The sequence below is a fragment of the Micromonospora sp. NBRC 110009 genome, assembly GCF_030518795.1.
Lineage (GTDB): Bacteria > Actinomycetota > Actinomycetes > Mycobacteriales > Micromonosporaceae > Micromonospora.
This window is the reverse complement of record NZ_CP130427.1, coordinates 2,312,366-2,334,991: the sequence shown is the minus strand read 5'-3', so window position 1 is coordinate 2,334,991 and position 22,626 is coordinate 2,312,366. Positions and strand designations below refer to the sequence as shown.

Here is a 22,626-nt window from a genome sequence, read left to right as displayed (position 1 = left end):
GGGTCACGGCAACTCGGCGGCGATCCGGTCGACCCCGGCGGACAGCTCGTCGTAGCCGGCGGCGCTGAGCTTGCCGCCGCGCAGCAGCTCGGACAGCTTGTCGCGCAGCTTCTTGATCTGGTCCGTCGCCGCGTTGGTGTCGCCTTCGGTGATCTCCTTGGCGATGGCGTCCACCTTGGCGTGCAGGTCCTTGGCCGCGTCCGGGGACAACTGGCCGGAGTCGACCTGTTTCTGGATCGACAGGCGCATCGCGACGATCGGATCGGCGGGCGGCACCGGGCTGACGGCACGGGAGGTGGCGGGCGCCGTCGGCGTACGGTCGGCCGCGGTGCGGGTGGTGGGCGCGAGCGTACGCGGGGTGGGGCTGCCGGGCTCGACGGTGACCGGCACGACGGGCGGAGCTGCCGCCGTGACCGAGGTGGTGAGGGTAGTTGGGGCGGTCGGGGTGGCCGGGGCGGCCGGGCCGCTGGCGGCGGGTTCGGCGGGCGGGCGCAGCAGCAGGGCGCCGGCCAGGACGAGCAGTGCGACGCCCACCATGGCGGTCAGGAGCAGCACCCGGGACCGCCGCCGGGCCGGCTGGTCGGCGGCGGGCGCGGGCCGGCCCACCCCGGCCGGCTTCGCCGGCGGGACCGGCGCCGGCGGAGCCGGCTGAACCGTTACGGCCGGCGCCACGGGGCCACCGGCCCGGGGCAGCAGGGCGGCGAGCCGGCCCCGGACCACGACCGCGTCACCCGGGCGGTCGGCCGGATCCTTGGCCAGCAGCTCGCGCACCAGGTCGTCCAGCTCGGTCGGTACGTCGGGCCGCTGCTCCCGCAGCTGCGGGGGCGGTTGGTTGACGTGCTGGTGCAGCACGTCGAGCGGGTCACCGGCGAAGGGCGGCCGGCTGGCGAGCATCGCGTAGAGGGTGCAGCCCAGACCGTAGAGGTCGGCGCGGGAGTCGACCGGCCGGCCGAGTGCCTGCTCCGGCGACATGTACGAGCTGGTGCCCAGCTTGATCGCCGGCCCGGTGAGGGCGTCCTGCCCGTCCGCCCGGGGCAGGCGGGCGATGCCGAAGTCGCAGATCTTCACCGTGCCGTGGGGCGTGACGATGAGGTTTCCCGGCTTGATGTCCCGATGCACGACCCCGGCCGCGTGGGCGGCGGCGAGCCCGTCGCAGGCCTGCACGGCGATCGACACGGCCTGCCCGACGGAAAGCGGGCCATCGGCGATCAGCGCCGCGACCGTCCGCCCCTCCACCAGCTCCATGACCAGGTAGGAGGCGTTCTCGTCGCTGCCGAAGTCGTACACCCCGACGATGTGCGGGTGGGCCAGCCGGGCCGCCGTACGCGCCTCGCGGTCGAAGCGCTCGGCGGCCATCGGCTCGCGAAGACCGGCGGCGGTGAGCACCTTGATCGCGACCGGCCGCTCCAGTCGCAGGTCCCGGCCCCGCCACACCTCGCCCATGCCGCCGCTGCCCAGCAGCTCCTCGGACTGGTACCGGCCGTTCAGCAGACGGCCTGATACGAGCCCCTGCTCGTCGTGGACCATGCCGTCACGCTAATCAATGCCTCGCCCGGGCGCGCGTCGACCGGCCGGGGCGTGTCGTGCCCGGCCGGCCGCCGAGCGTTCCGGTCAGGTCTCCTGGTGGGCCACGTCGAGGTTGACGTAGCGCGGCTCCCCCTTGGCCAACCGCCGCATCCGCTCGGCGTACGCGGCGGTCTCGGGCTGTCCGCTGTGCTTCATCGCCTGCTCGTAGCTGTCGAACTCGGCTACCACCATCATGTGGCCGGGTTGGTCCCGGTCCTCGGCGAGCGTGAGCCGCGCCGGACCCGGGGACGGATGCCGGCGACCCCACTCCTCGATGAGCGTGCGTACCTCCTGGGGACGGTCGGTCTGGTACTCCACGGTCTGGATGAACGGCATCTCGATCACCTCCACCGGCTGCGTTCCCGCCCGACCGCCGGCCATGTCCCCGGAATGTCCCGGCGTGTCGGGGGTAGGAGGTACAGGTAACAACCCCCCGAAAGTGAGGTGTCATACCAATGCCGACCGCACGCGAGATCATGACCAGCAACGTGAGCTGTGTTCGGGAGCAGGACGACCTGCGTACGGCCGCCCGGCGAATGGCCGAGCTGGGGGTGGGTTCGCTGCCGATCTGCGGCGACGACAACCGCCTCCGGGGCATGCTGACCGACCGGGACATCGTGGTGAAGGTGCTCGCCGAGGGCCGCGACCCGGGCAGCGTGACCGCGGGTGAGCTGGCCCAGGGTGAGGCCGTGACCATCGGCGCGGACGACGACGCGGCCGAGATCCTGCGGACCATGGGCAAGCACAAGGTACGCCGGCTGCCGGTGATCGACGGGCACGAACTCGTCGGCATCGTGGCCGTCGCCGACGTGGCCCGGTCGCTGCCCGAGCGCCCGGTGGGCGACCTCATCGAGGCCATCTCCGAGCGCGTCTGACCCGTTCGACCCGACCGCCGCCCTGTTCCGGCCCGCGCCGGGGAGGGCGGCGGTTCGCCGTCCCCGCCGGGCCGGGTGGCGCCCGGTCAGGGTGTCGTCGCCGTGCCGACAAAGGTCACCTCAGGCGCCGTACCCCTGATCGGTCGGCCCATGCGGGTGGAGGCCGTGCTGCGGGAGGCGGTCGACCAGCCGGGTGAGCGCGCCGTTGGCGAAGGTGGCGCCGAGCGCGGAGCCGGCGGCGATGGTCCAGCCCACCGGGCCGAGCGGGGTGCAGCCGAAGAACTGGCTGACCCCGGGGGTCTGCACCACCGCCACCAGCACCCCGATCGAGGCGGCGGTGGAGGCCAGGACGGTCGGGCTGGTCCCGCCGGCCAGCACGGTCTGGCCGAGCTGGGTGCCGACGAGGGAGGCGAGCGCGACGGTGCCGGCCCGGCGGTTCCGCCCGGTGTACCGGGCCAGCGTCCAACCGGCGGTCGCGCCCAGCGTGGTGGCCCCCGCCCGCAGCGCGATCTCCCGGGTCATCGTCTCGCCGAGGGAGCTGTCCGGCCCCTCCCGCAGCAGGTGGTCGGCCCGGTCCGAGGCGGGCGGCCGGACCGCGATGGCCAGCGCCGGCACCAGGTCGGTGAGCAGGTTGACCAGGAGCAGTTGCCGGCCGGTCAGCGCGGACCGGCCGGTGCTGGCGGCGGTCAGGATGCTGAACGCGATCTCGCCGAGGTTGCCGCCGACGAGGATGCTCAGCGCGTGGCGGACCGAGGACCACATCGCCCGGCCCTCCACCAGGGTGGCGATGATCGTCTCCAGCCGGTCGTCGGTGACCACCAGGTCGGCGGCGGCGCGCGCCGCCGGGGTGCCCCGCTGGCCGAGCGCGATGCCCACGTCGGCCAGCCGGATCGCCGGCGCGTCGTTGGCGCCGTCCCCGGTCATCGCCACGGTCCGCCCGTGCCGCTGCAGCGCCTGGATGATGCGGACCTTGTGCGCCGGGGTGCACCGGGCCACCACGTCGGTCGCCATCAGCCGCGCGGCCAGCGCCTCGTCGTCGAGCCGGTCCAGGTCGGTCGCGGTGACCACCTGCTGCTCGCCGTGGTCGGGACTGATCGTCGCGGCGATCGCCGCGGCGGTGGCCGGATGGTCACCGGTGATCATGATGGTGTGCACGCCGGCCTGCCGGATCCGGCGGACCGCGGGCGCCGCGCTCTCCCGCACCCCGTCGGCGAGGGCCAGGAAGCCGAGGAAGACCAGCCCCTCCACCTGCTCGTCGTTGACTGACTCGGTGCCGATCCGGCACTCGGCGACGGCGAGGATCCGATGCCCGGCCCCGGCCCGTTCGGCGAGCATGGCGTGCAGCCCGTCCCGGCCGATCCCGTCCAGCGGCTCGTCGCCCCGCTCGGTCCGCCGGGCCGTGCAGCGCGGCAGCACCGACTCGGGGGCGCCCTTGACGCTGAGCAGCAGGCCGTCGGCGTCGCGCCCGACTGTGGCGTGGTAGCCCCGGGACGGCTCGAACGGCAGCCCGCCCACCGCCGTCCAGGCCGCCGCGCCGGTCTGCTCCACCACCCCGGCCGTGCCCGCGCCCCGGCGGACCGCCCGGTCGGTCTGCTGGGGCAACTCGTCCGGGTCGGCCGCCGGCGGGGTGGCCCGCAGCGCCGTGGCCAGGGTCAGCCGCAGCGGCTGGTCCAGCCGATCGGGTGGGGCGTACCGGTCGTCGCCGGAGCCCACCCCGGCCAGCAGCAGCTTCCCCTCGGTCAGGGTGCCGGTCTTGTCGAAGCAGAGCACGTCGACCCGGCCCAGCGCCTCGATGGTCCGGGGGTTGCGGACCAGCGCGCCGTGCTCGGCCAGCCGCCGCGCCGCCGCCAGCTGCGCGGCGCTGACCAGGAACGGCAGCCCCTCAGGCACCGAGGCCACGGCCAGGTTCGCGGCGGTCGCCGCCGTAGCCGCCAGGGGTACGCCCCGGAGCAGTCCCGCCCCGGCCACCGCGATCGCCGAGCCGGCCGCGAGCGGTACGGCCGCGTTGGTCAGCTTTCCGAGCCGGGCCTCCACCCCGCTGGCCGGCGGGGCCTGCCGGGCCAGGGCGAGGCTCCGTCCCGCCTCGGTCTCCTCCCCGGTCGCCACCACGACCGCGGTGCCGTGGCCGGCGGCGACGGTGGTGCCCTCGTAGAGCATGGAGTGGCGCTCGGCGACGGCCGCCGCGACCACCGGCTCGGGGGACTTGGCCACCGGCAGCGACTCGCCGGTCAGCGATGACTCGTCGGCCTCCAGCCCGTCCGAGCTGATCAGCCGGCAGTCGGCCGGGATGGCGTCCCCGGCGCCGACCGCGACCACGTCCCCGGCCACCAGGTCCTCGGCCGGCACCACCTGCTCGACGCCGTCCCGGAACACCCGCGCGGTCACCGCGGAGCGGGACAGCAGCTCGGACAGGGAGCGCTCGGTGTTGCGCTGGTGCACCGCGCCGACCAGCGCCGATCCGCCGACCACGCCGCCGACGAGCGCCGCGTCGACCAGCGAGCCGAATGCGGCGGAGAGCACCGCCCCGGCGGCGAGCACCGGGGTGAGCGGGTTGGACAGCTCCTCCACGAAGACCCGGAGCAGCCCGGCGGGGCCGGCCCCGCCGCCGGTCACCTCCCGGCGGCGGCGGGCCGCCTCCTCGCTGGTCAACCCGTTCGGGTCGGTGCCGAGCTGGTCGAGGGCGGTCTGCACCGGCATCAGGTGCCACACGGTCAGCGCGGGGGACGGGGTGCGGGTGCGGTCCGGCAGCCGGTGCGCCCGCCACACGCCATGTGCGAAGGCGAGCGCGGCGGCGCCGTTGACCGCGGCGTAGGTCCGACCGGGCAGCAGTTCGGGTGCGGCGGTGAACGCGCCGAGCGCGCCGAGACCGCTGCCGGCCATCGCGATCCGGATGTTCTGCCCGGTCATCCGGCGGGCCACCCCGGTGGCGTCGATCAGCAGCGCGGGAATCCGCAGGTCGTCGCCGACCAGCAGGTGCGCGCCCCACGGCGGGAGGTCGTCCGGGGCGGACACGCCGAGCCCGCAGTCGGCGGCTGCCAGCCCGGCCCGGTCGCCGGAGACCAGCATGACGACGGCGCCCTCCCGTTGCAGGGCGCGTACCGAGTCGGCGAGGTGGGCGCCGCCAGGCAGCAACGCGTCGGCGAAGCCGTACCGGCCGTCGTCGTCACCGGCCACCACGAGCCGCAGGCCGGCCTGGCGGACGGCGGTGGGCAGGACGTCCACGCCGGGCGCGGGCTCCGGCTCGACCCGGACGACCGCGGCGAGGGTGTCGCCGTCCGCCAGGCCGAGCAGCCGGCCGCCGTCCTCGCGGAGCCGCCGGCTGTCCGGGGTGTCCCCGGGATCGTGGGCGTCGATCCGGTTCAGCGGGCCGAGCCGCCAGCCGTCGGCCTGCCGTACCCCGTCCGGCTCCGCCGGATCGAACAGGGCGAAGGCCCGGGCGGCCACCTGCCCGGTGTCCGCGCCGGGCAGGGGCGCCAGGTCGGCCAGGACGCCCCGGTCCGAGCCGAGCACCCGGGCGTCCAGCACCACCGTGTCGATCCGGTCCAGCTCGCGCAGCACGCTGCGGTCCATGGCGATGACCCCGCGCCGGGCCAGCATCCGGCCGAGTTGGGCGGCGTACCCCTCACGACCGCTTCCCGGCGCCTTGGGCAGCGAGGAGAGGGCCAGCGCGGCGGCCCGTTTCCCGCCGGCCACCGGCGCCGCCGCCGCGCCGGCCGCCGCCCCGACCGCCAGCGCCCGGGAGATGTACCGTTCGGCCGGGCCGTCGGGGACGGCGCAGGGGCGCTCCCCGTCCGGCACCCGGGCGACGGCCCGCTCGGGGCTGCCGGTCAGCCTCGGCTCGGCCTTCGACCAGGCGGCGAGCTGGGCCCGCGCCTCGCCCCACTGGACCACCCGCTGCGCGCCGTCCAGCACGATGCCGGCCCAGCCGCCGGTGAGGCCCTGCACGACCGCCTCGACGAGCGGGAAGATCACCTCGGCGCGGGGGTCTGCGCGCAGTCCCCGACCGGCCAGCGCGTGCAGCCTCGGATGCAGGTCGACCGCGCTGAGGAAGCCGGCCACCTCACCCGGAACCGGGGTGAACGGCAGGATGCGGGTGGCCGCCGAGATGGTCAGGCCGAGCCCGTCGGAGACCAGCGCGCCCAGGGTGCGGGGCGTGCGGGGCCCTCCTCGGGCGGGTGCGGCGGCGGGATCTCCGGGTCCGGCTCGTACGGGCACGTCCGCTCGGCGCGCGCCACCGTGGCGATCAGCTCGCGCAGTTTCGGTTTCGGCTCCTCGACGGCGACGACCACCCGGCCGGACGGCGCGTTCACCCGGGCCCAGGCCACTCCGGGTATCCGTTCCAGCGCCGCCTCGACCTGCCGGGCCAGACCGTCACCGCCGTCCTGGCAGACGCCGTGCACCTCGATGTGGTGCCGGCCGTCCCAGGACCAGACCCGGCGGCGGGTGAGCCCGGCGAGCCGGGCCAGCCGGCCGGCCGCCGCGCCGACGCCGCCTGCCGCCTCGCCGACCGTGCGGGGGGCCGCGTGCTGCGCCGCCGAGGCGGTGGCCCGGGCGGCGCCCGGAACGGCGGTGGCGACGGTACGGGCGACCCGTGCGGCAGCGACCGGCACCGTGGCCGGCGACAGCAGGAGGCCGGCGTACCGGCCCAGGGAGGTCATCGAGGCGTACGGCCGAGCGGTCGGCCCCGCTCCCCGGTGCTCCCGTGGCCGTGCTCGCCGTGCGCCATCTCGCCTCCCGCGCCCTCGTCCCGGCGGGCCGACTTCCCGGCCGGGCGTCCGTTATGCCCCCTCAGCAGGGCAAAATTCCTCGCTGCCCGGGGCATGGACCGGGTCGCCGGTGGAATGCCGCTCGCACGCCGATCGTGGTCGTCGGAACGGGGAGGCGGAGATGAGCACGCTGACGCGGCACCTCAGTGGGTCGCACGAGACGCTCAACACCTACTGCCGACGGGTGGAGATCCCGATGCTGGGCGAGGTTGCGGTGCCCCCGCCGGACAAGGTCGTCTACTACGCGGGGCTGGGCGTGCTCGCCGCTCTCCAGGTCATCGAGTGGCCGATGGCCCTGGTGATCACCGCCGGGCATCTCCTGGCCGATCAGCACATGTCCGGATTGGTCAAGGGCATCGGTGAGGCGCTCGAGTCGGCCTGACGAGACGGGGCTCACCGTTGACCTCAACCCACGTTGAGGTCCCAAGCTTGTGCCCATGTCGACCGCCACCGCCGTTCCATCGACCCCGCCCGTCCGCCTGTACTCGCCGCGCCTGCGGGCGATGACCGTCGGCAGCGTGGCGCTGGTGTCCCTGCTGGCGTTCGAGGCCCTCGCGGTGGGCACCGCGATGCCCACGGTGGCCCGCAGCCTCGACGGGTTGAGCCTGTACGCCCTCGCCTTCGGTGGCCCGTTCGCCTCCGGCGTCGTGGCCATGGTGGTCTCCGGCATCTGGTGCGACGCGCGCGGCCCGCGGGCGTCGATGTGGCACGGGGTGGCCTGGTTCGTGGCGGGGCTGGTGGTCGCCGGGGCGGCCCCGACGATGGGGGTGCTAGTCGTCGGCCGGGTGGTGCAGGGCTTCGGCTCCGGCCTCCTCTCCGTCGCGCTGTACGTGATCGTCGGGCAGGCGTACCCGGAGGAGTTGCGGCGCAAGGTCTTCGCCGCGTTCGCCGCGGCCTGGGTGGTGCCGTCGCTGGTCGGTCCGGCGCTGGCCGGTCTCATCGTCGAGCATCTGGGCTGGCGGTGGGTATTCCTCGCGGTGCCGCTCGTCGCGGTGCCGGCGGTGCTGCTGATCCAGCCCGGGCTGCGGGCGCTGGGCGCGGCGGACCGGGTCCGGCCGGCGGCCGGCGCGCTGGCCCGGATCGGCTGGGCCTGCGGGGCGGGGGCGAGCGCCGCACTGCTGCACTACGGGGGGCAGCAGCGCGGTGCGCTCGCCGTCGGTCTGGTCGGGGCGGCGCTGGTCGGGCTGCTGGTCTGCGTTCCGCGGCTGCTGCCGGCCGGCTTCCTGCGGGCCGCCCGCGGGCTGCCGACGGTGATCGGCCTGCGAGGGCTCGCCTCGGCGGCGTTCGCCGGGGCGGAGGTGGTGATCCCGCTGATGCTCTCCCGGGAACGGCACTTCTCGCCGACCGCGGCCGGCCTGGTGCTGACCGTCGGGGCGCTGGCCTGGTCGGTCGGTTCGTGGATCCAGGGCCGGCTCGCCACGCCGCGCTCCGCCGCCACCCTGCCCCGGGCCGGCCTGGCCTGCGTCGCCACCGGCACGGCCGGGGTCACGCTGGCCCTGCTGCCCGGCGTGCCGGTGGCGGCTGCGGTGCTCGCCTGGGCCGTCGCGGGCCTCGGCATGGGGCTGCTCTACCCGTCCCTGTCGGTGCTCACCCTGGCGCTCTCCGCCCCCGACGAGCAGGGCCGCAACAGTTCCGCCCTGCAACTGGGCGACTCGCTGGCCGCGGCCACCGTGCTGGCGCTGACCGGCGCGGTGCTGGCCGCCGGCGCGGCTCCCGGGCCGGCGCAGTACGCGCTCACCCTGGCCGTGGCGGCCGGCTGCGCGCTGGTCGGGGTGCTGCTCGCCGGCCGGGTGGTGCTCCGCCCGGCGGCCACGGCCTGACCGCCCTGGCTGCCCGGCTCTGGGCCGGCCCGGCTCTGGGTGGCCCGGCTCTGGCCGGCCCGGCTCTGGCCGGCCCGGCTCTGGCTGGCCAGGGTCCGGGCCCCGGCACTGGTCTTTCCGGGCCGGCTGGCCTCGCTGCCCGCCGGTGGTCCGCGTGATCGTCTGGTCCCGCGTTTCCGGGCGACCGGTGTTTCCTCAGGACGCTGTCGAGTTGATGACGTCAACGACTCACGCGGGGCGGCAACGGCTCTCTGCCTACCGGTGGCGTGCCGCCATGACGGACAAACCGGGCCTCCACGGTCGGGCCTGAGTCGTCAATGACATCAGCTCGACAGCGTCCGGAGACCTGCCGATCGGCCGGGACATCGGCGTTCCGATCGGCCGGGACATCGGCGTGACCCCCACATGGGTGCCGGCGCCAGCTACGGATTGTCGGCACCGACCACGAACCAGCCGGCATCCGCCCCGCTCACGGCTCGGCCGGGCGCCGCGCTCGGGCGGGCTCACGTACCACCGCCACCCCGACCTGGGCCGACCACCGGCCGACACGTACGGGGGAACGGGCCGGAAATGAAACCTTCTGCGATTCCGGGCCGCTCTACCGTGACCGCATGCTGGTCTTCGTCACCACCGTGATCCTGTACGTGTTCGGTTTCGTCTTCCTCTACGGCGTGATCCGGCTGGGTGTCCGGCACGGCATCGAGGACGTGGAGGCGCACCGCGCCAAGCTGGTGCGGGCCGAGGAACTCGCGGCCCACCAGGACCGGACGTTCGCCCGCGAGAACGCCTTCCTCACCGGCAGCTGAGGTCCGACGGCCGGGACGGGTCGGCCCGTCGGTGAGCGGAACCGGGTGGCGGATGCGAGGATCGCAGCCGTGATGGGGACGCTGAAGACCGAGCCCGCCCGTACCCGCCTGGACCTGCTGGCGCCGCCGGTCGCCGCGGCGATCGAGCGGTGGCCGGACGAGGCGCCGGTGGACGTCGACGACGTGCTGGTCGCCCCGATCGACGCCGAGCTGGCCGACACGGCGGCGTTCTGCGCGGCGTACGAGGTGGGGCTGGAGGAGTCGGCGAACTGCGTGGTGGTCGCCGGCAAGCGGGGTGGGGAGATCCGGTACGCGGCGTGCATGGTGCTCGCCACCACCCGGGCCGACGTGAACGGCGTGGTCCGCCGGATGCTGGACGTGCGCAAGGCGAGCTTCGCCCCGATGGCCGACGCGGTCGAGTTGACCGGGATGGAGTACGGCGGGATCACCCCGATCGGCCTGCCCGAGGACTGGCCGATCCTGGTGGACTCGCGGGTGATCGCCATACCGCACGTGATCATCGGGTCCGGCGTACGGCACAGCAAGATCGCGTTGCCCGGGCCCGCGCTCGGCGCGCTGCCCGGGGCAACGGTGGTGGAGGACCTGGCCAGGGCGGCCTAGATCACCACCGGCATCGATCTTGTTCCACGTGAAACCTCACGCGCATCGATGTCTCAGGCGGCGGACTCCCGCTGCTCGACCTCGCGCAGGGCGGCGAGCAGCACTTCCGGCTCCTGGGCGCCGGTGACGGCGTACTTCCCGGCGAGCACGAAGGTGGGCACGCTCGAGACGCCGAGCTGGTGTGCGGCGGTCAGGTCGGCGGCCACCTCGCGTCGGCCGACGTTCGACTCCAGGTAGCCCCGGGTCTCCGCCTCGTCCAGGCCGACCTCGGCGGCGAGCTTGACCAGCGCGTCCTTCGACCCGACGTCGATCCCGTCCTGGAAGTGCGCTCGGTAGAGCCGCTCCACCAGCTCGGCCGAGCGGCCGCGCTCGGCGGCGAACCGGACCAGGCGGTGCGCCTCGAAGGTGTTGGCGGCCACCGCGCGGTCGAAGTGCATCTCGATGCCCGCTCCGGCGGCGACCTGGGTGACGTGGGCGGCCATCCCTTCGGCCTTGTCCCGGCCGCCGAACTTCGCACCCAGCGCCTCGATCAGCGGCTTCGGCTCGGTCACCGGCGTCGGGTCGAGCTGGAACGGACGGTACCTGACGGTGACCTCACCGTCGTACGACTCCAGGGCCTGCTCCAGCCGGCGCTTGCCGATCCAGCACCAGGGGCACACCACGTCGGCGTAGATCTCGATCTCCATGACCAGCGACAACCCGTTGATCAGGAAGTCTGTTCCCGGACCTGGCGCTTCAGCCGGGCCAGGATCGCCGTGCCGCCGCGTACCCGCAGCGGGCTGATCGCCTGGGCGAGCCCCATCCGCTGGTAGAGGTCGTCCGGCACGGCCAGCACCTCCTCGGCGGTGGCCCCGGCCAGTCCCTCGGCGAGGATGCCGGCGAACGCGCGGGTGGTGGGCGCTTCCGGCGGGCAGTCGAAGATGGTGCTCACCGTCTTGTCCGGGTTGACCTCGGCGCGCAGGAAGAACGCCGTCTGGCACTCCGGGACCTGCTCCAGCTCGGCCCGGTCCACCCCCTCGGGCAGGGGCGGGATCACGTCGGCGAACTCCAGCAGCATCTCCAGCACCACGTCGCGTGGCGCGGCGGCGAATTCGTCGACGATCTCGGCCAGCTTGCTCGGCATCTCGGGCATTCCCCGAGGCTATCCGCAGCGCATCGTCGCCGTCCGAGTCGGCCTGTCAATAAGGGGCCCCTCCTTTCACATGTTGGGGGCGGCCTCGCTGATGTCGCTGAGGGCCGAACTGGGTTCCAGCTGCATCGCGAGATCGCCCAGGGAGACGATGCCGACGAGCTTGCGATCGTTGTCGCAGACCAGCACCCGGCGGATGTTGCGCTCGCGCATCAACGCGGCCGCTTCGCTCGCCGTGGAGTGCTGTTCGATCATCACCACCTCGCGGGTGATGATCGAACCGATCGTGGTCTTCGCCGGGTCGGCCCGCTCGGCGACCGCCCGGACCACGATGTCGCGGTCGGTCAGCATGCCGGCGAGGGTGGCCCCGTCGGTGACCACCACGTCGCCGATGTCCGACTCCTTCATCACCCTGGCCGCCTCGTCCAGCGGCGTCTCCGCCGGCAGGTAGACGACCTGCTTCGTCATCACGTCGCTGACCCGATACATGAGAGCCTCCGAAAACACCTCGGTCGATCCGAGAGCGGTACCCCGTGGCGCGTCCGCTACACCCCGTCCCGGCGCGCCCTGGCCACCTCGTCGAGCAGGCGGTCCACCAGGCCGTCCACCGGCAGTTCGGTCCGCTCGCCGGTGGCCCGGTCGCGCAGCTCGACGTACCCCTCGGCGAGACGGCGGCCGACCACGACGGCGCGCGGGATGCCGATCAGCTCGGCGTCGGCGAACTTCACCCCGGCCGAGACGTGCGTGCGGTCGTCGACCAGCACCCGCAGGCCGGCCGTGGCGAGCCGTCCGCCGAGGTCGAGCGCCGCGTCGAGCTGCGGCCCCTTCCCGGCGGCGATCAGGTGTACGTCGCACGGCGCGACCGCCGCCGGCCAGACGAGCCCGCGGTCGTCGTGGTGCTGTTCGGCGACCGCGGCGACCGCCCGGGAGACGCCGATGCCGTAGCAGCCCATGGTGGGCCGGACCGGCTTGCCCTGCGGGCCGAGCACATCGACCGCGAAGGCGTCGGTGAACCGGCGGCCGAGCTGGAAGATGTGCCCCACCTCGATGCCGCGGCGCATGGTCAGCTCGCCGTCGCCGCAGGCCGGGCAGGGGTCGCCGGGCCGCACCTCGGCGGCCTCGATCGTGCCGTCCGGGGTGAAGTCCCGCCCACAGACCACGTTGGTGGCGTGCCGACCCGGCTCGTTCGCCCCGGTCAGCCAGGTGGTGCCGGGCACCACCCGGGGGTCGACCAGGTAGCGGACGTCGTACTTGGCGAGGAGCTGCGGCCCGAGGTAGCCGCGGACCAGTTCGGGGTGGGCCGGCCAGTCGTCGAAGACCGCCACGGTGGCCGGGTGCACCGCGGCCTCGACCCGCTTCAGGTCCGCCTCGCGGTCGCCGGGCAGCCCGATCACCAGCAGTTCCGCCTGCTCCGCGCCGGGCCGGCGGACGGTCAGCACCACGTTCTTCAGCGTGTCGGCGGCGGTCCAGTCGGTGCGGCCGGCGAGCGCGCGGGCGTTGGCCAGCTCGACCAGGGACGCGATGGTCGGCGTCTCCGGGGTGTCGTGCACCTCGGTCGCCGGGTGGGCGTCCGGGTCCCCGGCGTCCGGGGCGCGGGTCACCACCGCCTCCGTGTTGGCCGCGTAGTCGCAGGCGGTGCAGCCGACGAAGGTGTCCTCGCCGACCTGGGTGGCGGCCAGGAACTCCTCCGACGCCGAGCCGCCCATCGCCCCGGACATCGCGTGCACCACGGTGAAGTCGAGCCCGAGCCGGGTGAAGATCTTCTGGTACGCGGCGCGGTGCCGGTCGTAGGCCCGCTGCAGTCCCGCCTGGTCCAGGTCGAAGGAGTACGCGTCCTTCATCAGGAACTCGCGCCCGCGCAGCAGGCCGGCCCGGGGCCGGGCCTCGTCGCGGAACTTCGTCTGGATCTGGAAGAGCGTCACCGGGAAGTCCCGGTAGGAGGTGAAGAGGTCCTTCACCAGCAGCGCGGCCATCTCCTCGTGGGTCGGGGCGAGCAGGTGCTCGGCGCCCTTCCGGTCGGCGAGGGTGAAGATGTCGTCGCCGTACTCCGTCCACCGGCCGCTGGTCCGGTACGGCTCGGCCGGGAGCAGCGCCGGGAAGTACACCTCCTGGTCGCCGATCGCCGCCATCTCCGAGCGGACGATCTCGGTCACCCGCTCCAGCACCAGCTTGCCCAGCGGCAGCCAGGTGTAGCCGCCCGGGGCGGCGCGGCGGACGTAGCCGGCACGGAGCAGGAGCCGGTGGCTCGGCACCTCCGCGTCGGCCGGGTCCTCGCGCAGGGTCCGGAGCAGCAGAGTCGACATGCGCAGCAGCATTGCCGCAGCGTACGACCCGCGCGGCCGGGCGGGCGATCCAATTCACCCCCCGCTCGGGGGTCAGCGTGCCTTGGCGATCACGTACGCGGACCACTGCCGCATAAAATGATCCAGAGCCAGCGCTTCGACTTCTTCACCACGGGCGGCGGCACGGGTGGCGGCCCGTACGGCATCGGCGGCGAGCCGTAAGGCCCCGCCGGCTGGGGTACGGGCCAGCACATCCCCGCGCTGGGCGGTACGGCCTGAGTGACGCGCTGGCGCTCGTCGTCGGCCTGCCCAGCATCCACGACGCCACCGCGAGGCCGTACGGCGACGACGGCGCGCAGCTGCGGCGCTGGCTGGCCGAGGCGGACGCAGCCATCCGCGAAGACTGGCCGCAGCTGGACGCGGAACGGCAGCGGGTGCGGGAGGCGCTACCCCTGCCGCCGGGACCGCCGTACGGCCCACACGCCCGCGATTACCGCTGCGGCCGCCGGCAGCAAACAGCAGACGGTCAGGACGAGCAGTTGCCACGGCTTGATCGCTCCCATGTCAGGACCATAGAGCCGCTTGTCGGCGGGCGTTGTCCCATGACGGCCTGACCAAGACCGCGAGCGATTGATCAACCTGGCGGAGCTCGGCTCTACTTGGCGCAGCGGTGGTCGCGGTCGGCTCGTACGATCCCGGATTGTGGCCGATGTCCTACCCACCTCGCGTCCGCCGCGCGGGCCGGTGTTGCGCACGCTGATCGCCGGGCTGCTCGTGGTCGCGGTGACGGTGCCGCCCGTCATCATTTCCGAGATGGTTCGGGCGAGGGTGGGCGCGGGGCCGTTGGTCGACTTGGCGTGGGTGACGGTCCCGGCGGTGATGGTGGCGTGGCTCGCGCCGCGCGCTTCATATCGGCGACGGGATGTGCTGTTGTGCCTGCTCGGCCCGGTGGTCCTCTACTTCTTCGTGATCATCGCCTGGCGGGTGGCGTACCTGCCCTTCCGTGACTGGGCGCCTCGGCCCGACGAGAAGCCCCGTGCCCACTGGCTGCGCGACGCGCAGCACACCGGAACGTGGTATCTGGACGGCGAAGCGAAGTAGGGGCGCTGCCGTCAGTGGCGCTTGGCGTGCGTGATGAAGGTGCGCCAGGTCTCGGGGGTGAAGGTGAGGATCGGGCCGGCGGGGTCCTTGCTGTCGCGTACGCCGACGACGCCGGGGAGGTTGTCGGCCACCTCGACGCACTCGCCGTTGCCGCTGCGGCTGGACTTGCGCCAGGTGGCGCCGATCGGCTCCATGACGTGATCACTTCCTTCATCAGCTCGATCGACTGCCGGCGAGGCAGCGCCTCGCTGCGGACGCTCTCCCATCTCGCGACCAGACTAGCCACGTCTTCGTCCTTGTCGACCGTTGCGCCGCCGAGCTGGTTCTCCAGGTGGCCGATCCATCCGCCGTCGTCGCCCCGCGCAAGGGTGAAGGGACCGGCGAGTCCAACGTGCGTGCTGATATCCGATGGGATGACGTGCACGCTGATGTGCGGATGCTCGACGCACTGGATCAGGTGGGCGATCTGCTGGCTCATGAGCCCTCGGAAGCTCTCGTCAGCCCGACGGAGCACGGCCTCCTCGATCATCGCCACAAGCTTGGGCGGCTGTTGCCGGCTGAGAACCGCCTGTCGGTCCAACCGGATCGCCACTCGCCTGTCCACCTCGTCGTCACTCAGCATGTCGTCGGCCCGGATCACCGCGCGGGCGTAGTTCTCCGTCTGAAGGAGACCGGGGATGAGCGTCGGGTGGTAGCACGAGAGCAGCTGCGCATCGCGCTCGGCATCGAGCCATGGCCGTAGCCAGCTCGGTTGGCCGTCGCGTTCGGCGAGCTTGAGCAGGGAGGTCAGCAGCCCGCCCGTGCCCAGCACCTCATCGGCGCGCTTGAGGAAGAACCGGTCGAGCGGCCGTTGGCCCAGTTCCACGGCCGACACCTGCGACCCGGAGAAGTGGACCAGCTTCCCGAACTCCTCCTGACTCAGCTCGGCCTTGAGCCGAAGTCGCCGGAGTTGGACCCGGATCAACTCTGCGGTCGGCTCACCTTCCACGCTTCCTCCACGATTTCCCGGTCGTCTCCATGGGGCCGCGGCACCTCGCCAGCGGCCGACCTGACCTCGCCACGACCGACCTCGATGCCTTCCGAGCGTAGTTGCGTCCACAGCAGACTGTCACGCAGCGAGCCGCTTCCCGTCCGGCCCGCCGCGGGGCCGCCCCGGATCCGCCCGATGCCGGGGTGGCCCCGATCCCCCGTACCGATGAGAGGAAGCCGAGATGCGCTGGTTCCGGTGCCGCGCCGCCGTCCCCCCGCCGCCGCTGCCCTACCGGGAACGCGGCACCGACCTGCCGGACTGGATGCGCGAGCCCATCCGGGTCATCCCGAGCATGCGGCCGGGCAGCCCGGGCCGGCTGACCCGGGGGCAGGAGTGGCGCGCCAACGGAGGTGCCTGGTGACGTTCCCGCTTCCCGTACCCCGGCTCGGGCCGCACCCCGAACGGCCGCGGGCCTATCCGCCGGGCCACCCACCGCACCTGCCGATCCGGCCCCTGTGGGTGTGCCGGGCCTGCGGGCTGCCGTGGCCCTGCGCCGAGGCCCGGCTGCTGCTCCGGGTCGAGTACGACGACAGGCCCGTGGAGCTGGCCATTTACCTGTCCGGGCTCTATCACGAGGCGACACACGACCTGTTCCGGCTGAACCCGCACGACGGCCCGACGCCCCGCGAGCTGTTCGAGCGGTTCGTGGCCTGGGGGCCGTACCGAAAAGGCATCGGCGAAAATCGGTGATCCGCCGGCAACCATGGCGCGGTGGGCTGACGTCTGGAAGGGCGTCACGATGAACGCACCACCTCACCCCAAGGATCGGCTCGTGTGGACCCTCTCCTGAGTGAGTTCGACTCGTTCGTGCGAACTCGCACCCCCGCACTGCTGCGTTCGGCCTACCTGCTGACCGGCGACCAGCATCTGGCTGAGGATCTCGTCCAGTCCGCTCTGGCGCGCACCCACCGCTCGTGGAGCCGGCTGCATGACAGCGGCAACGCCGAGGCGTACACCCGCAAGATCATGTACCACCTGCAAGTCTCCTGGTGGCGGCGGCGCCGGGTGGCCGAGTCGATGCCGGGCGACCTGCCCGAGCCGCGCGGAGGCGACTCGGCCCCGGACCACGCGCACCAGACCACGCTCCGGCTCACCCTCCGGGCCGCGCTGGCGAAACTCTCCGCCAAGCAGCGGGCCGTGCTGGTGCTGCGGTTCTTCGAGGACCGCACCGAGGCCGAGGCCGCCGACCTGCTCGGCGTCACCGTCGGCACCGTCAAGAGCCAGACCTCGAAGGCCCTGGCCAAGTTACGCACCGTCGCCCCGGAACTCGCCGAGCTGTACGTCCTGGAAGGGAGCACCCGATGAACCACGACCGCCTCCGGTTCGACCTGGCCGACCTGGCCGAGGAGGTCACCCCGGTCGACCTACGGGACCGCGCCCTGCGTACCTCCCGCCGGCTCGGCGTCCAGCGAGCCGTGGCCACCTCGGCCGCCGCGCTGGTGATGGTCGCCGCCGCCACCGGGACCGCCCTGGCGATCCGGCCGAACGGGCAGGCGCCCCTGCCCCAGCCCGCCGGCCCGTCGACCACCGTCACCGTGCCCCCGGTCGAGGTCACCCCGACCCCGGACCCTTCGGCGAGCGCCGAACCGACCAACTCGCCGGTCAAGCCGGCGTCCGTCCTCGGCGGAACCCGGTACTACCTGGAGACCACGTCCACCAAGGTCCGGATCCACGCCGTCCGGGGCGGCTCCGACCGGGTGGTCCACCAGATCCCGATCGAGAAGAGCTACGGCTGCGAGGCGAGCACCCTCACCGTCTCGCCGGACGGCCGGCGGGTGGCCTGGGTACAGGACAGCACCGACGGCGACCAGAGCGGTGTGCTCCTGGCCGGCATGCTCGGCGAGCCGGAGTCGACGAGACTGCTGGACGACGTCAACTGCCTCGGTCCCCGGGCGCTGGTCTGGCAGGGCAGCGACCTGCTGATGGTGCGCAAGAAGAGCGGTCAGTCGGTGCTGTTCGACGTGGCGGCCAACAAGCGGGTCAACGGTGACCCGGGTCAGGAGACCGACCGGTGCTGGTCGGCCGATGGCAGGTGGCTGGCGGCCGTGGCGGAGGGCAAGCCGTACGTGGCGGACGAGACGCAGGGGCGCCCGTACTCCTACACGCCGCCGAAGGCCGAGGCCGAGCACTGGGGCGGCTGGCAGGCGCGCAGCGTGTCGATGGACGGCCGGTACGTCTCCGTCGGTTGGGTAGGCACCGACCCGCAGCGCCACGACGACAGTTTCGCGGTGGTCGACACCACCACCAGCAAGGTGGTGGACCTGCCGGTTCAGGGTCAGATCCGCAGCATCACGTTCACCGTCGACCGCAAGGTGATCGTGAAGCGGGCGACCGGCATCACCGTGCTGGACAGCAACTTCTCGCCGCTCGGGACGGTCACCGAAACCGCCTCCGTCCGCAACATGTGGCTGCTGGCGTACGCGCCCTGATCCCGCGCTCTCCCGGGCCCCTCAGCACGCTGGCGCTGGGGGGCCTGTGCGATGGCTGAAGTTGATCGCGCACACTCGCCGAAGCTTTCTCTCCGAGGCGGCAACCCTTCATCGAAGAGCTGACGTCTGGGAGAGCGTCACACCGTTGCGCCACCGAATCTGAGGACTGGAACCGTGAGCGTCTTCGCTGCCCCCGCCGCCCGCACCGCCCGTTTCCGTAGCCTCCGCCGGGCCGTGGCGCTCTCGGCCGCCGTGCTCACCATGGTGGGCCTGAGCGCCTGCGGCGAGGGCAGCAACGCGCCGGCCGCCGCCCCGACGTCCGCCGCGCCGGCCGCCGTCACCACCGCGGCTCCGGTCGGCAATCCCGACTCCTCGGCTGCCGTGCTCACCGGCACCCGCTACTACCTGGGGATGACCGACCGGGAGGCGGTGATCCACGCCGTTCGGGGCGACGTCGATCAGGTGACCGCCCGGATTCCCCTCGGTGCCGGCAGCTGCCTCCGTAACACGATCACCATTTCGCCGTACGGTGAGCGGCTCGCCTGGGTGGAGGGCGGCGCCTCCCAGGATGCCGGCACCCTGGTGACGTCGATGATCGATGGATCTCGGAAGCGGACCGTCGAGCGGGCGGAGAACTTCCGCGGGAAGGCCAACTGCCTCGGCAGCAATCCCCTGGTCTGGAACACGAACGACCTGCTGATGGTGCACGATGGCAGCCGGCCGGTGCTGATCGACGTGCCGGAGAACAAGCCGGCCGACGGCGACGCGGGGAGCGAGACCCTCACGTGGTGGTCGCCCAACGGGCGCAGCTGGGCCGCCGTGTCCGAGGGCGGCAGGCCGTACGCCACCGGCGAGAGCAAGTGGCGCTTCTACCACTACACGCCGCCGAAGGCCGAGGCCGCGCACCACGACGGCTGGCGGGTCCGCAGCGTCTCGATGGACGGTCGGTATGTTGCGGTCGGCTGGATGAACACCGACCCGTCCCGCAACGACGGCAGCTTCGCGGTGGTCGACACCATCACCAGCAAGGTGGTCGACCTGCCCGGGACCGGCGACATCCGCAGCATCTTGTTCACCGCCGACGACAAGGTGATCGTCAAGCGGGTGACCGGCATCAGTGTTCTGGACCGCACCTTCACGCCGCTCGGCACGGTCGAGGAGCCGGCCGCCGTGCGCGACCTCAAGCTGCTGGCGTACGTGGCCTGAGCGATCCACCACGGCCGCCCAGGCAGGCCTCCGGCGCACTGGCGCCGGGGGCCTTTGTCATGGATGAACCCCGTTTCGGAGATTCGCCGAAATTCCGCCCTCCGAGGCGGCAACCCTCCATCGAGAACTCGACGTCTGGGAGTGCGTCAAGCCGATGCGCCACCGACCCTGAGGACCGGAACCGTGAACGCTTTCGCCGCCCCGACCCCCGCCGCCCGCACCGCTCGTCTGCGTAGCCTCCGCCGTGTCGTGGCCCTCTCGGCGGCCGCGCTCGCGATGGTGGGCCTGACCGCCTGCGGCGGAGGAAAGACCACCCCGACTTCCGACGCGCCGACCGCCGTCGCCACCGCGGCTCCGGTCAGCAACCCCGCCGCATCGGCCGCCGTGCTCCCCGGCACCCGGTACTACCTGGAGAAGACGTCCAACAACTATCGGATCCACGCGGTCCGGGGCAGCTCGGATGTGGTGGTCCACGAGCTGCCGTTCGTGACCTACGGCTGCGAGGCCAACACCCTTACCGTCTCGCCGGACGGCAAGCGGGTCGCCTGGGTGCAGGACAGCACGGACGGGAACGTCAGTGGGGTGCTCATGGCGGGCACGATCGGGAAGCCGGGCGCGACGAGGCTGCTGGACGACGTCAGCTGCCTGGACTCCCGGGCACTGGTCTGGCAGGGCGGCGACCTGTTGATGGTGCACAAGAAGACCCGGGAGTCGGTGCTGTTCGACGTGGCGGCCAACAAGCGGGTCGATGGTGACCCGGGTCAGGAGACCGACCGGTGCTGGTCGGTGGACGGCCGGTGGCTGGCCGCGATGGACGACCGGCACAAGCCGTATGTGACGGACGGGACGCAGTCGCGCCACTACTCCTACACGCCGCGGAAGGAGGAGGCCGCGCACTGGGGCGGCTGGCGGGCCCAGAGCGTGTCGATGGACGGCCGGTACGTCTCGGTCGGTTGGGACGGCACCGACCCGTCCCGCCGGGATGACAGCTTCGCGGTGGTCGACACCACCACGAGCAAGGTGGTGGACCTGCCGGGTGGGGGCGAGATCCGCAGCATCATGTTCACCGCCGACGACAAGGTGATCGTGAAGCGGGCGACCGGCATCAGCGTGCTGGACAGCAGCTTCACCCCGCTCGGCACGGTCGAGGAGCCGGCGGCCCTGCGGAACATGACGCTGCTGGCGTACGCGGCCTGATCCTGAATGAGAAGGGGCGGACCACCGGCCGGTGGTCCGCCCCTTCTCGTGCGGCGCTGTTCGGGTCAGCGCAGCACGGTGATCGCCCGGTCCGCCACCACGTGCTTCCAGGGCACGATCACCACGACTCCGTCCCGCTCCATGACCTTGGCCTCCTCGCCCTCGAAGCCGGCCGAGAGCGGCCCCTCGGCCACCACGGTGACCTTGCCGGTGGCCGGGTCGATGCGGACGAGGCGCGGCGGAAGCTTCTTCCGGTCGCCGGCCTCCCAGGCGAGCACGCCCTGTTCGTCCCGGCGGATCAGCTGGACCTTGCTGGCGCTGTGGCCGGAGGACACCCAACGCTTCTTCCCGGTGGCCAGGTCGATCGCGACGATCTGGTCGGCCGACCGCCCGGTGCCCGGCACCGGCTTTGGGAACGTCGGGAAGTAGAGGGTGTCGTCGGCGACGAGGCACTCGTAGATCGCCGGACCGTCGATCGCGTTGGACCGGTTCGGCGGCACGTCCCACAGCTCGATGCCGTCGATCGGGTCGGTGAAGGAGGCCACCTCCTTGCCGGTCCGTGGGTCCCGGATCGTGTACGCGTCGTGCCCCAGCCCCGGCAGGCCGATCGGCGGCTGCACGCCGAGCGCGCCGTCGATGAGCTTCGACTCGGGCAGCCGCTGCCGCCAGCGCACCTTGCCGGTGGCCGGGTCGAGGGCGTCCACCTGGCCGCCGCGCGGGCAGCCGTAGGTGACCACCACCAGGTCGTCGGCGGCCCGCATGTCCTGGAACCCGCAGTCCCGTCCCGGCAGCAGCTTGTGCCCGGTGGTGCGCCAGAGCTGCTTTCCGGTCGCGAGCGACCACCCGATCAGGGTGTCCTCGGACCGGACGATCACCTGCTGGCCGGCGACCGACAGGTCCGGCGCGGTCAGCGTGTCGCGTCCCTCGACGACCGGCGCGGGGAACCTGGCCTGCCAGGTCACCTTGCCGGTGTTCAGGTCGATCCCGGCCACGGTGTTGCAGGACTTGTCGGAGCCGACCGCGATCGCACCCCGCCCGTCGGTCACCGCCTGGGCCGCGACGCAGACCGAGGTTCCGTCCGGCGCGGGCGCGCCCCAGGCCTGCCCGCCGTCGGAGAGCCGGTAGGCCAGCACCCCGTCCGCCTGCGCCCGTACCACGTTGTCGCCGACCAGCCAGGCGCCGAACGTGTCTTCCTGGTCAAAGGCGGTGAGCCCGGTCATGTTCTCCCGCTTGGGAAAGTCGAGCACCCAGGCGCTCTCCAGGTCGCCCCCCGCGCCGGAGCCTCCGCCGATCAGCCGGGAGACGCCGTAGGCGGTGCCCGCGCCGACGGCCAGCACGGCCACCAGGCCGCCGGCCAGCAGCAGCGCGAGTCGTCCGCGCCGCTTGGGCGGCGCCGGCGGGGCGCCGCCCGGCCCGGCCCAGCCGTTCGGCGGGTACGTGGCCTGGCCCGCCACCGGGTATGCCGGCTGCCCGGCTGCGGGGTACGCCGGCTGCCCGGCCACTGGATACGCCGGCTGCCCGGCCACCGGAATCGGCGGCTGCGGCGCTCCGGGGTACGGGACCTGCGGCGCGCCGGGCGGTCCGGCCTGCGGCATCCCCGCCGGCGGTGCGCTCTGGTATGGAGGCTGCGGTGCGACCGCCTGCGGAGCCGGCGCAGCCAGCGGCGGCGGGACCGGCGGCTGGGGCGCTCCGGCCGGCTGCTGCGGCCACTGCTGATGCGGCGCGGTGGGCCAGCCGCCGGACGCCCCGGGCTGGCCCGTGGGGATCTGGGGATTCGTCATCTCGTCCGCTCCGTTCC

The 22,626-nt window shown here is 73.3% G+C and carries 20 protein-coding genes and 2 pseudogenes; 12 read left to right on the top strand and 10 right to left on the bottom strand.

Annotated elements, in window-relative coordinates:
• Positions 1-3 precede the first annotated feature (3 nt).
• Positions 4-1,527, bottom strand: a complete 1,524-nt coding sequence (locus Q2K19_RS11140; protein WP_302770231.1) for a serine/threonine-protein kinase — start codon at positions 1,525-1,527, stop codon at positions 4-6.
• 84 nt (positions 1,528-1,611) lie between these two features.
• On the bottom strand, positions 1,612-1,902 hold the full coding sequence (locus tag Q2K19_RS11135) for a hypothetical protein (RefSeq protein WP_302770229.1): 291 nt from the start codon (positions 1,900-1,902) through the stop codon (positions 1,612-1,614).
• 119 nt (positions 1,903-2,021) lie between these two features.
• Here Q2K19_RS11135 and Q2K19_RS11130 point away from each other — a divergent pair, with 119 nt between their 5' ends.
• Positions 2,022-2,441, top strand: a complete 420-nt coding sequence (locus tag Q2K19_RS11130) for a CBS domain-containing protein (RefSeq protein ID WP_302770227.1) — start codon at positions 2,022-2,024, stop codon at positions 2,439-2,441.
• Between the two features lie 120 nt (positions 2,442-2,561).
• Here Q2K19_RS11130 and Q2K19_RS11125 read toward each other — a convergent pair.
• Positions 2,562-7,099 (bottom strand): annotated as a pseudogene (locus Q2K19_RS11125) (HAD-IC family P-type ATPase).
• A 229-nt stretch (positions 7,100-7,328) separates the two neighbouring features.
• Between Q2K19_RS11125 and Q2K19_RS11120 the strand changes: the two are divergent.
• The 4 genes from Q2K19_RS11120 (at position 7,329) to Q2K19_RS11105 (ending at position 10,454) form a co-directional block, all read left to right on the top strand.
• The gene (locus Q2K19_RS11120; protein ID WP_302770225.1) at positions 7,329-7,589 is read left to right on the top strand and encodes a hypothetical protein; all 261 of its coding nucleotides are present in this window, start codon (positions 7,329-7,331) and stop codon (positions 7,587-7,589) included.
• 55 nt (positions 7,590-7,644) lie between these two features.
• Positions 7,645-9,027 (top strand): MFS transporter, encoded by a 1,383-nt coding sequence (locus tag Q2K19_RS11115; RefSeq protein WP_302770223.1) that lies wholly within the window; start codon positions 7,645-7,647, stop codon positions 9,025-9,027.
• A gap of 611 nt (positions 9,028-9,638) precedes the next feature.
• A complete protein-coding gene (locus Q2K19_RS11110; protein WP_302770221.1) occupies positions 9,639-9,833 on the top strand; it encodes a hypothetical protein in 195 nt (64 codons plus the stop codon).
• Between the two features lie 72 nt (positions 9,834-9,905).
• Positions 9,906-10,454, top strand: a complete 549-nt coding sequence (locus Q2K19_RS11105) for a YbaK/EbsC family protein (RefSeq protein WP_302770219.1) — start codon at positions 9,906-9,908, stop codon at positions 10,452-10,454.
• Between the two features lie 53 nt (positions 10,455-10,507).
• Here Q2K19_RS11105 and Q2K19_RS11100 read toward each other — a convergent pair whose 3' ends face one another.
• The 4 genes from Q2K19_RS11100 to Q2K19_RS11085 all read right to left on the bottom strand — a co-directional run bounded on the left by Q2K19_RS11100 (position 10,508) and on the right by Q2K19_RS11085 (position 13,898).
• Entirely contained in the window at positions 10,508-11,140 is a 633-nt protein-coding gene (locus Q2K19_RS11100) for a DsbA family oxidoreductase (protein ID WP_302770218.1), read from the bottom strand.
• 20 nt (positions 11,141-11,160) lie between these two features.
• Positions 11,161-11,586 carry a SufE family protein gene (locus Q2K19_RS11095; protein WP_302770217.1) on the bottom strand — a complete coding sequence of 142 codons (426 nt, stop codon included), beginning with the start codon at positions 11,584-11,586 and terminating at the stop codon, positions 11,161-11,163.
• Between the two features lie 66 nt (positions 11,587-11,652).
• Positions 11,653-12,072 (bottom strand): CBS domain-containing protein, encoded by a 420-nt coding sequence (locus tag Q2K19_RS11090; RefSeq protein WP_302770214.1) that lies wholly within the window; start codon positions 12,070-12,072, stop codon positions 11,653-11,655.
• 56 nt (positions 12,073-12,128) lie between these two features.
• Positions 12,129-13,898 carry a proline--tRNA ligase gene (locus Q2K19_RS11085; RefSeq protein WP_302770212.1) on the bottom strand — a complete coding sequence of 590 codons (1,770 nt, stop codon included), beginning with the start codon at positions 13,896-13,898 and terminating at the stop codon, positions 12,129-12,131.
• Between the two features lie 669 nt (positions 13,899-14,567).
• On the opposite strand from Q2K19_RS11085, the gene Q2K19_RS11080 reads away from it, so the two are divergent.
• Positions 14,568-14,966 (top strand): hypothetical protein, encoded by a 399-nt coding sequence (locus Q2K19_RS11080; RefSeq protein ID WP_302770210.1) that lies wholly within the window; start codon positions 14,568-14,570, stop codon positions 14,964-14,966.
• Positions 14,967-14,977: 11 nt separating this feature from the next.
• Here the strand turns inward: Q2K19_RS11080 and Q2K19_RS11075 are convergent, their stop codons facing one another.
• Positions 14,978-15,160, bottom strand: coding sequence for a DUF397 domain-containing protein (locus Q2K19_RS11075; RefSeq protein WP_302770208.1), 183 nt, complete (start codon positions 15,158-15,160; stop codon positions 14,978-14,980).
• Positions 15,154-15,954, bottom strand: a pseudogene (locus tag Q2K19_RS11070) (helix-turn-helix domain-containing protein); the annotation flags it as partial. The pseudogene Q2K19_RS11070 and the gene Q2K19_RS11075, both read right to left, overlap by 7 nt.
• A gap of 223 nt (positions 15,955-16,177) precedes the next feature.
• On the opposite strand from Q2K19_RS11070, the gene Q2K19_RS11065 reads away from it, so the two are divergent.
• From Q2K19_RS11065 to Q2K19_RS11040, 6 genes are all read left to right on the top strand, one after another.
• A complete protein-coding gene (locus Q2K19_RS11065) occupies positions 16,178-16,357 on the top strand; it encodes a hypothetical protein (protein WP_302770205.1) in 180 nt (59 codons plus the stop codon).
• A complete protein-coding gene (locus Q2K19_RS11060; protein ID WP_302770203.1) occupies positions 16,354-16,686 on the top strand; it encodes a hypothetical protein in 333 nt (110 codons plus the stop codon). The genes Q2K19_RS11065 and Q2K19_RS11060 overlap by 4 nt, the downstream gene beginning before the upstream one ends.
• An 84-nt stretch (positions 16,687-16,770) precedes the next feature.
• Positions 16,771-17,301, top strand: coding sequence for a SigE family RNA polymerase sigma factor (locus Q2K19_RS11055; RefSeq protein WP_302770202.1), 531 nt, complete (start codon positions 16,771-16,773; stop codon positions 17,299-17,301).
• The gene (locus Q2K19_RS11050; protein WP_302770200.1) at positions 17,298-18,425 is read left to right on the top strand and encodes a hypothetical protein; all 1,128 of its coding nucleotides are present in this window, start codon (positions 17,298-17,300) and stop codon (positions 18,423-18,425) included. The genes Q2K19_RS11055 and Q2K19_RS11050 overlap by 4 nt, the downstream gene beginning before the upstream one ends.
• A gap of 174 nt (positions 18,426-18,599) precedes the next feature.
• Positions 18,600-19,631, top strand: a complete 1,032-nt coding sequence (locus tag Q2K19_RS11045; protein WP_302770198.1) for a hypothetical protein — start codon at positions 18,600-18,602, stop codon at positions 19,629-19,631.
• A gap of 249 nt (positions 19,632-19,880) precedes the next feature.
• Positions 19,881-20,828 (top strand): hypothetical protein, encoded by a 948-nt coding sequence (locus tag Q2K19_RS11040; RefSeq protein WP_302770195.1) that lies wholly within the window; start codon positions 19,881-19,883, stop codon positions 20,826-20,828.
• A gap of 65 nt (positions 20,829-20,893) precedes the next feature.
• Here Q2K19_RS11040 and Q2K19_RS11035 read toward each other — a convergent pair whose 3' ends face one another.
• A complete protein-coding gene (locus tag Q2K19_RS11035) occupies positions 20,894-22,609 on the bottom strand; it encodes an outer membrane protein assembly factor BamB family protein (RefSeq protein ID WP_302770193.1) in 1,716 nt (571 codons plus the stop codon).
• Positions 22,610-22,626: the final 17 nt, after the last annotated feature.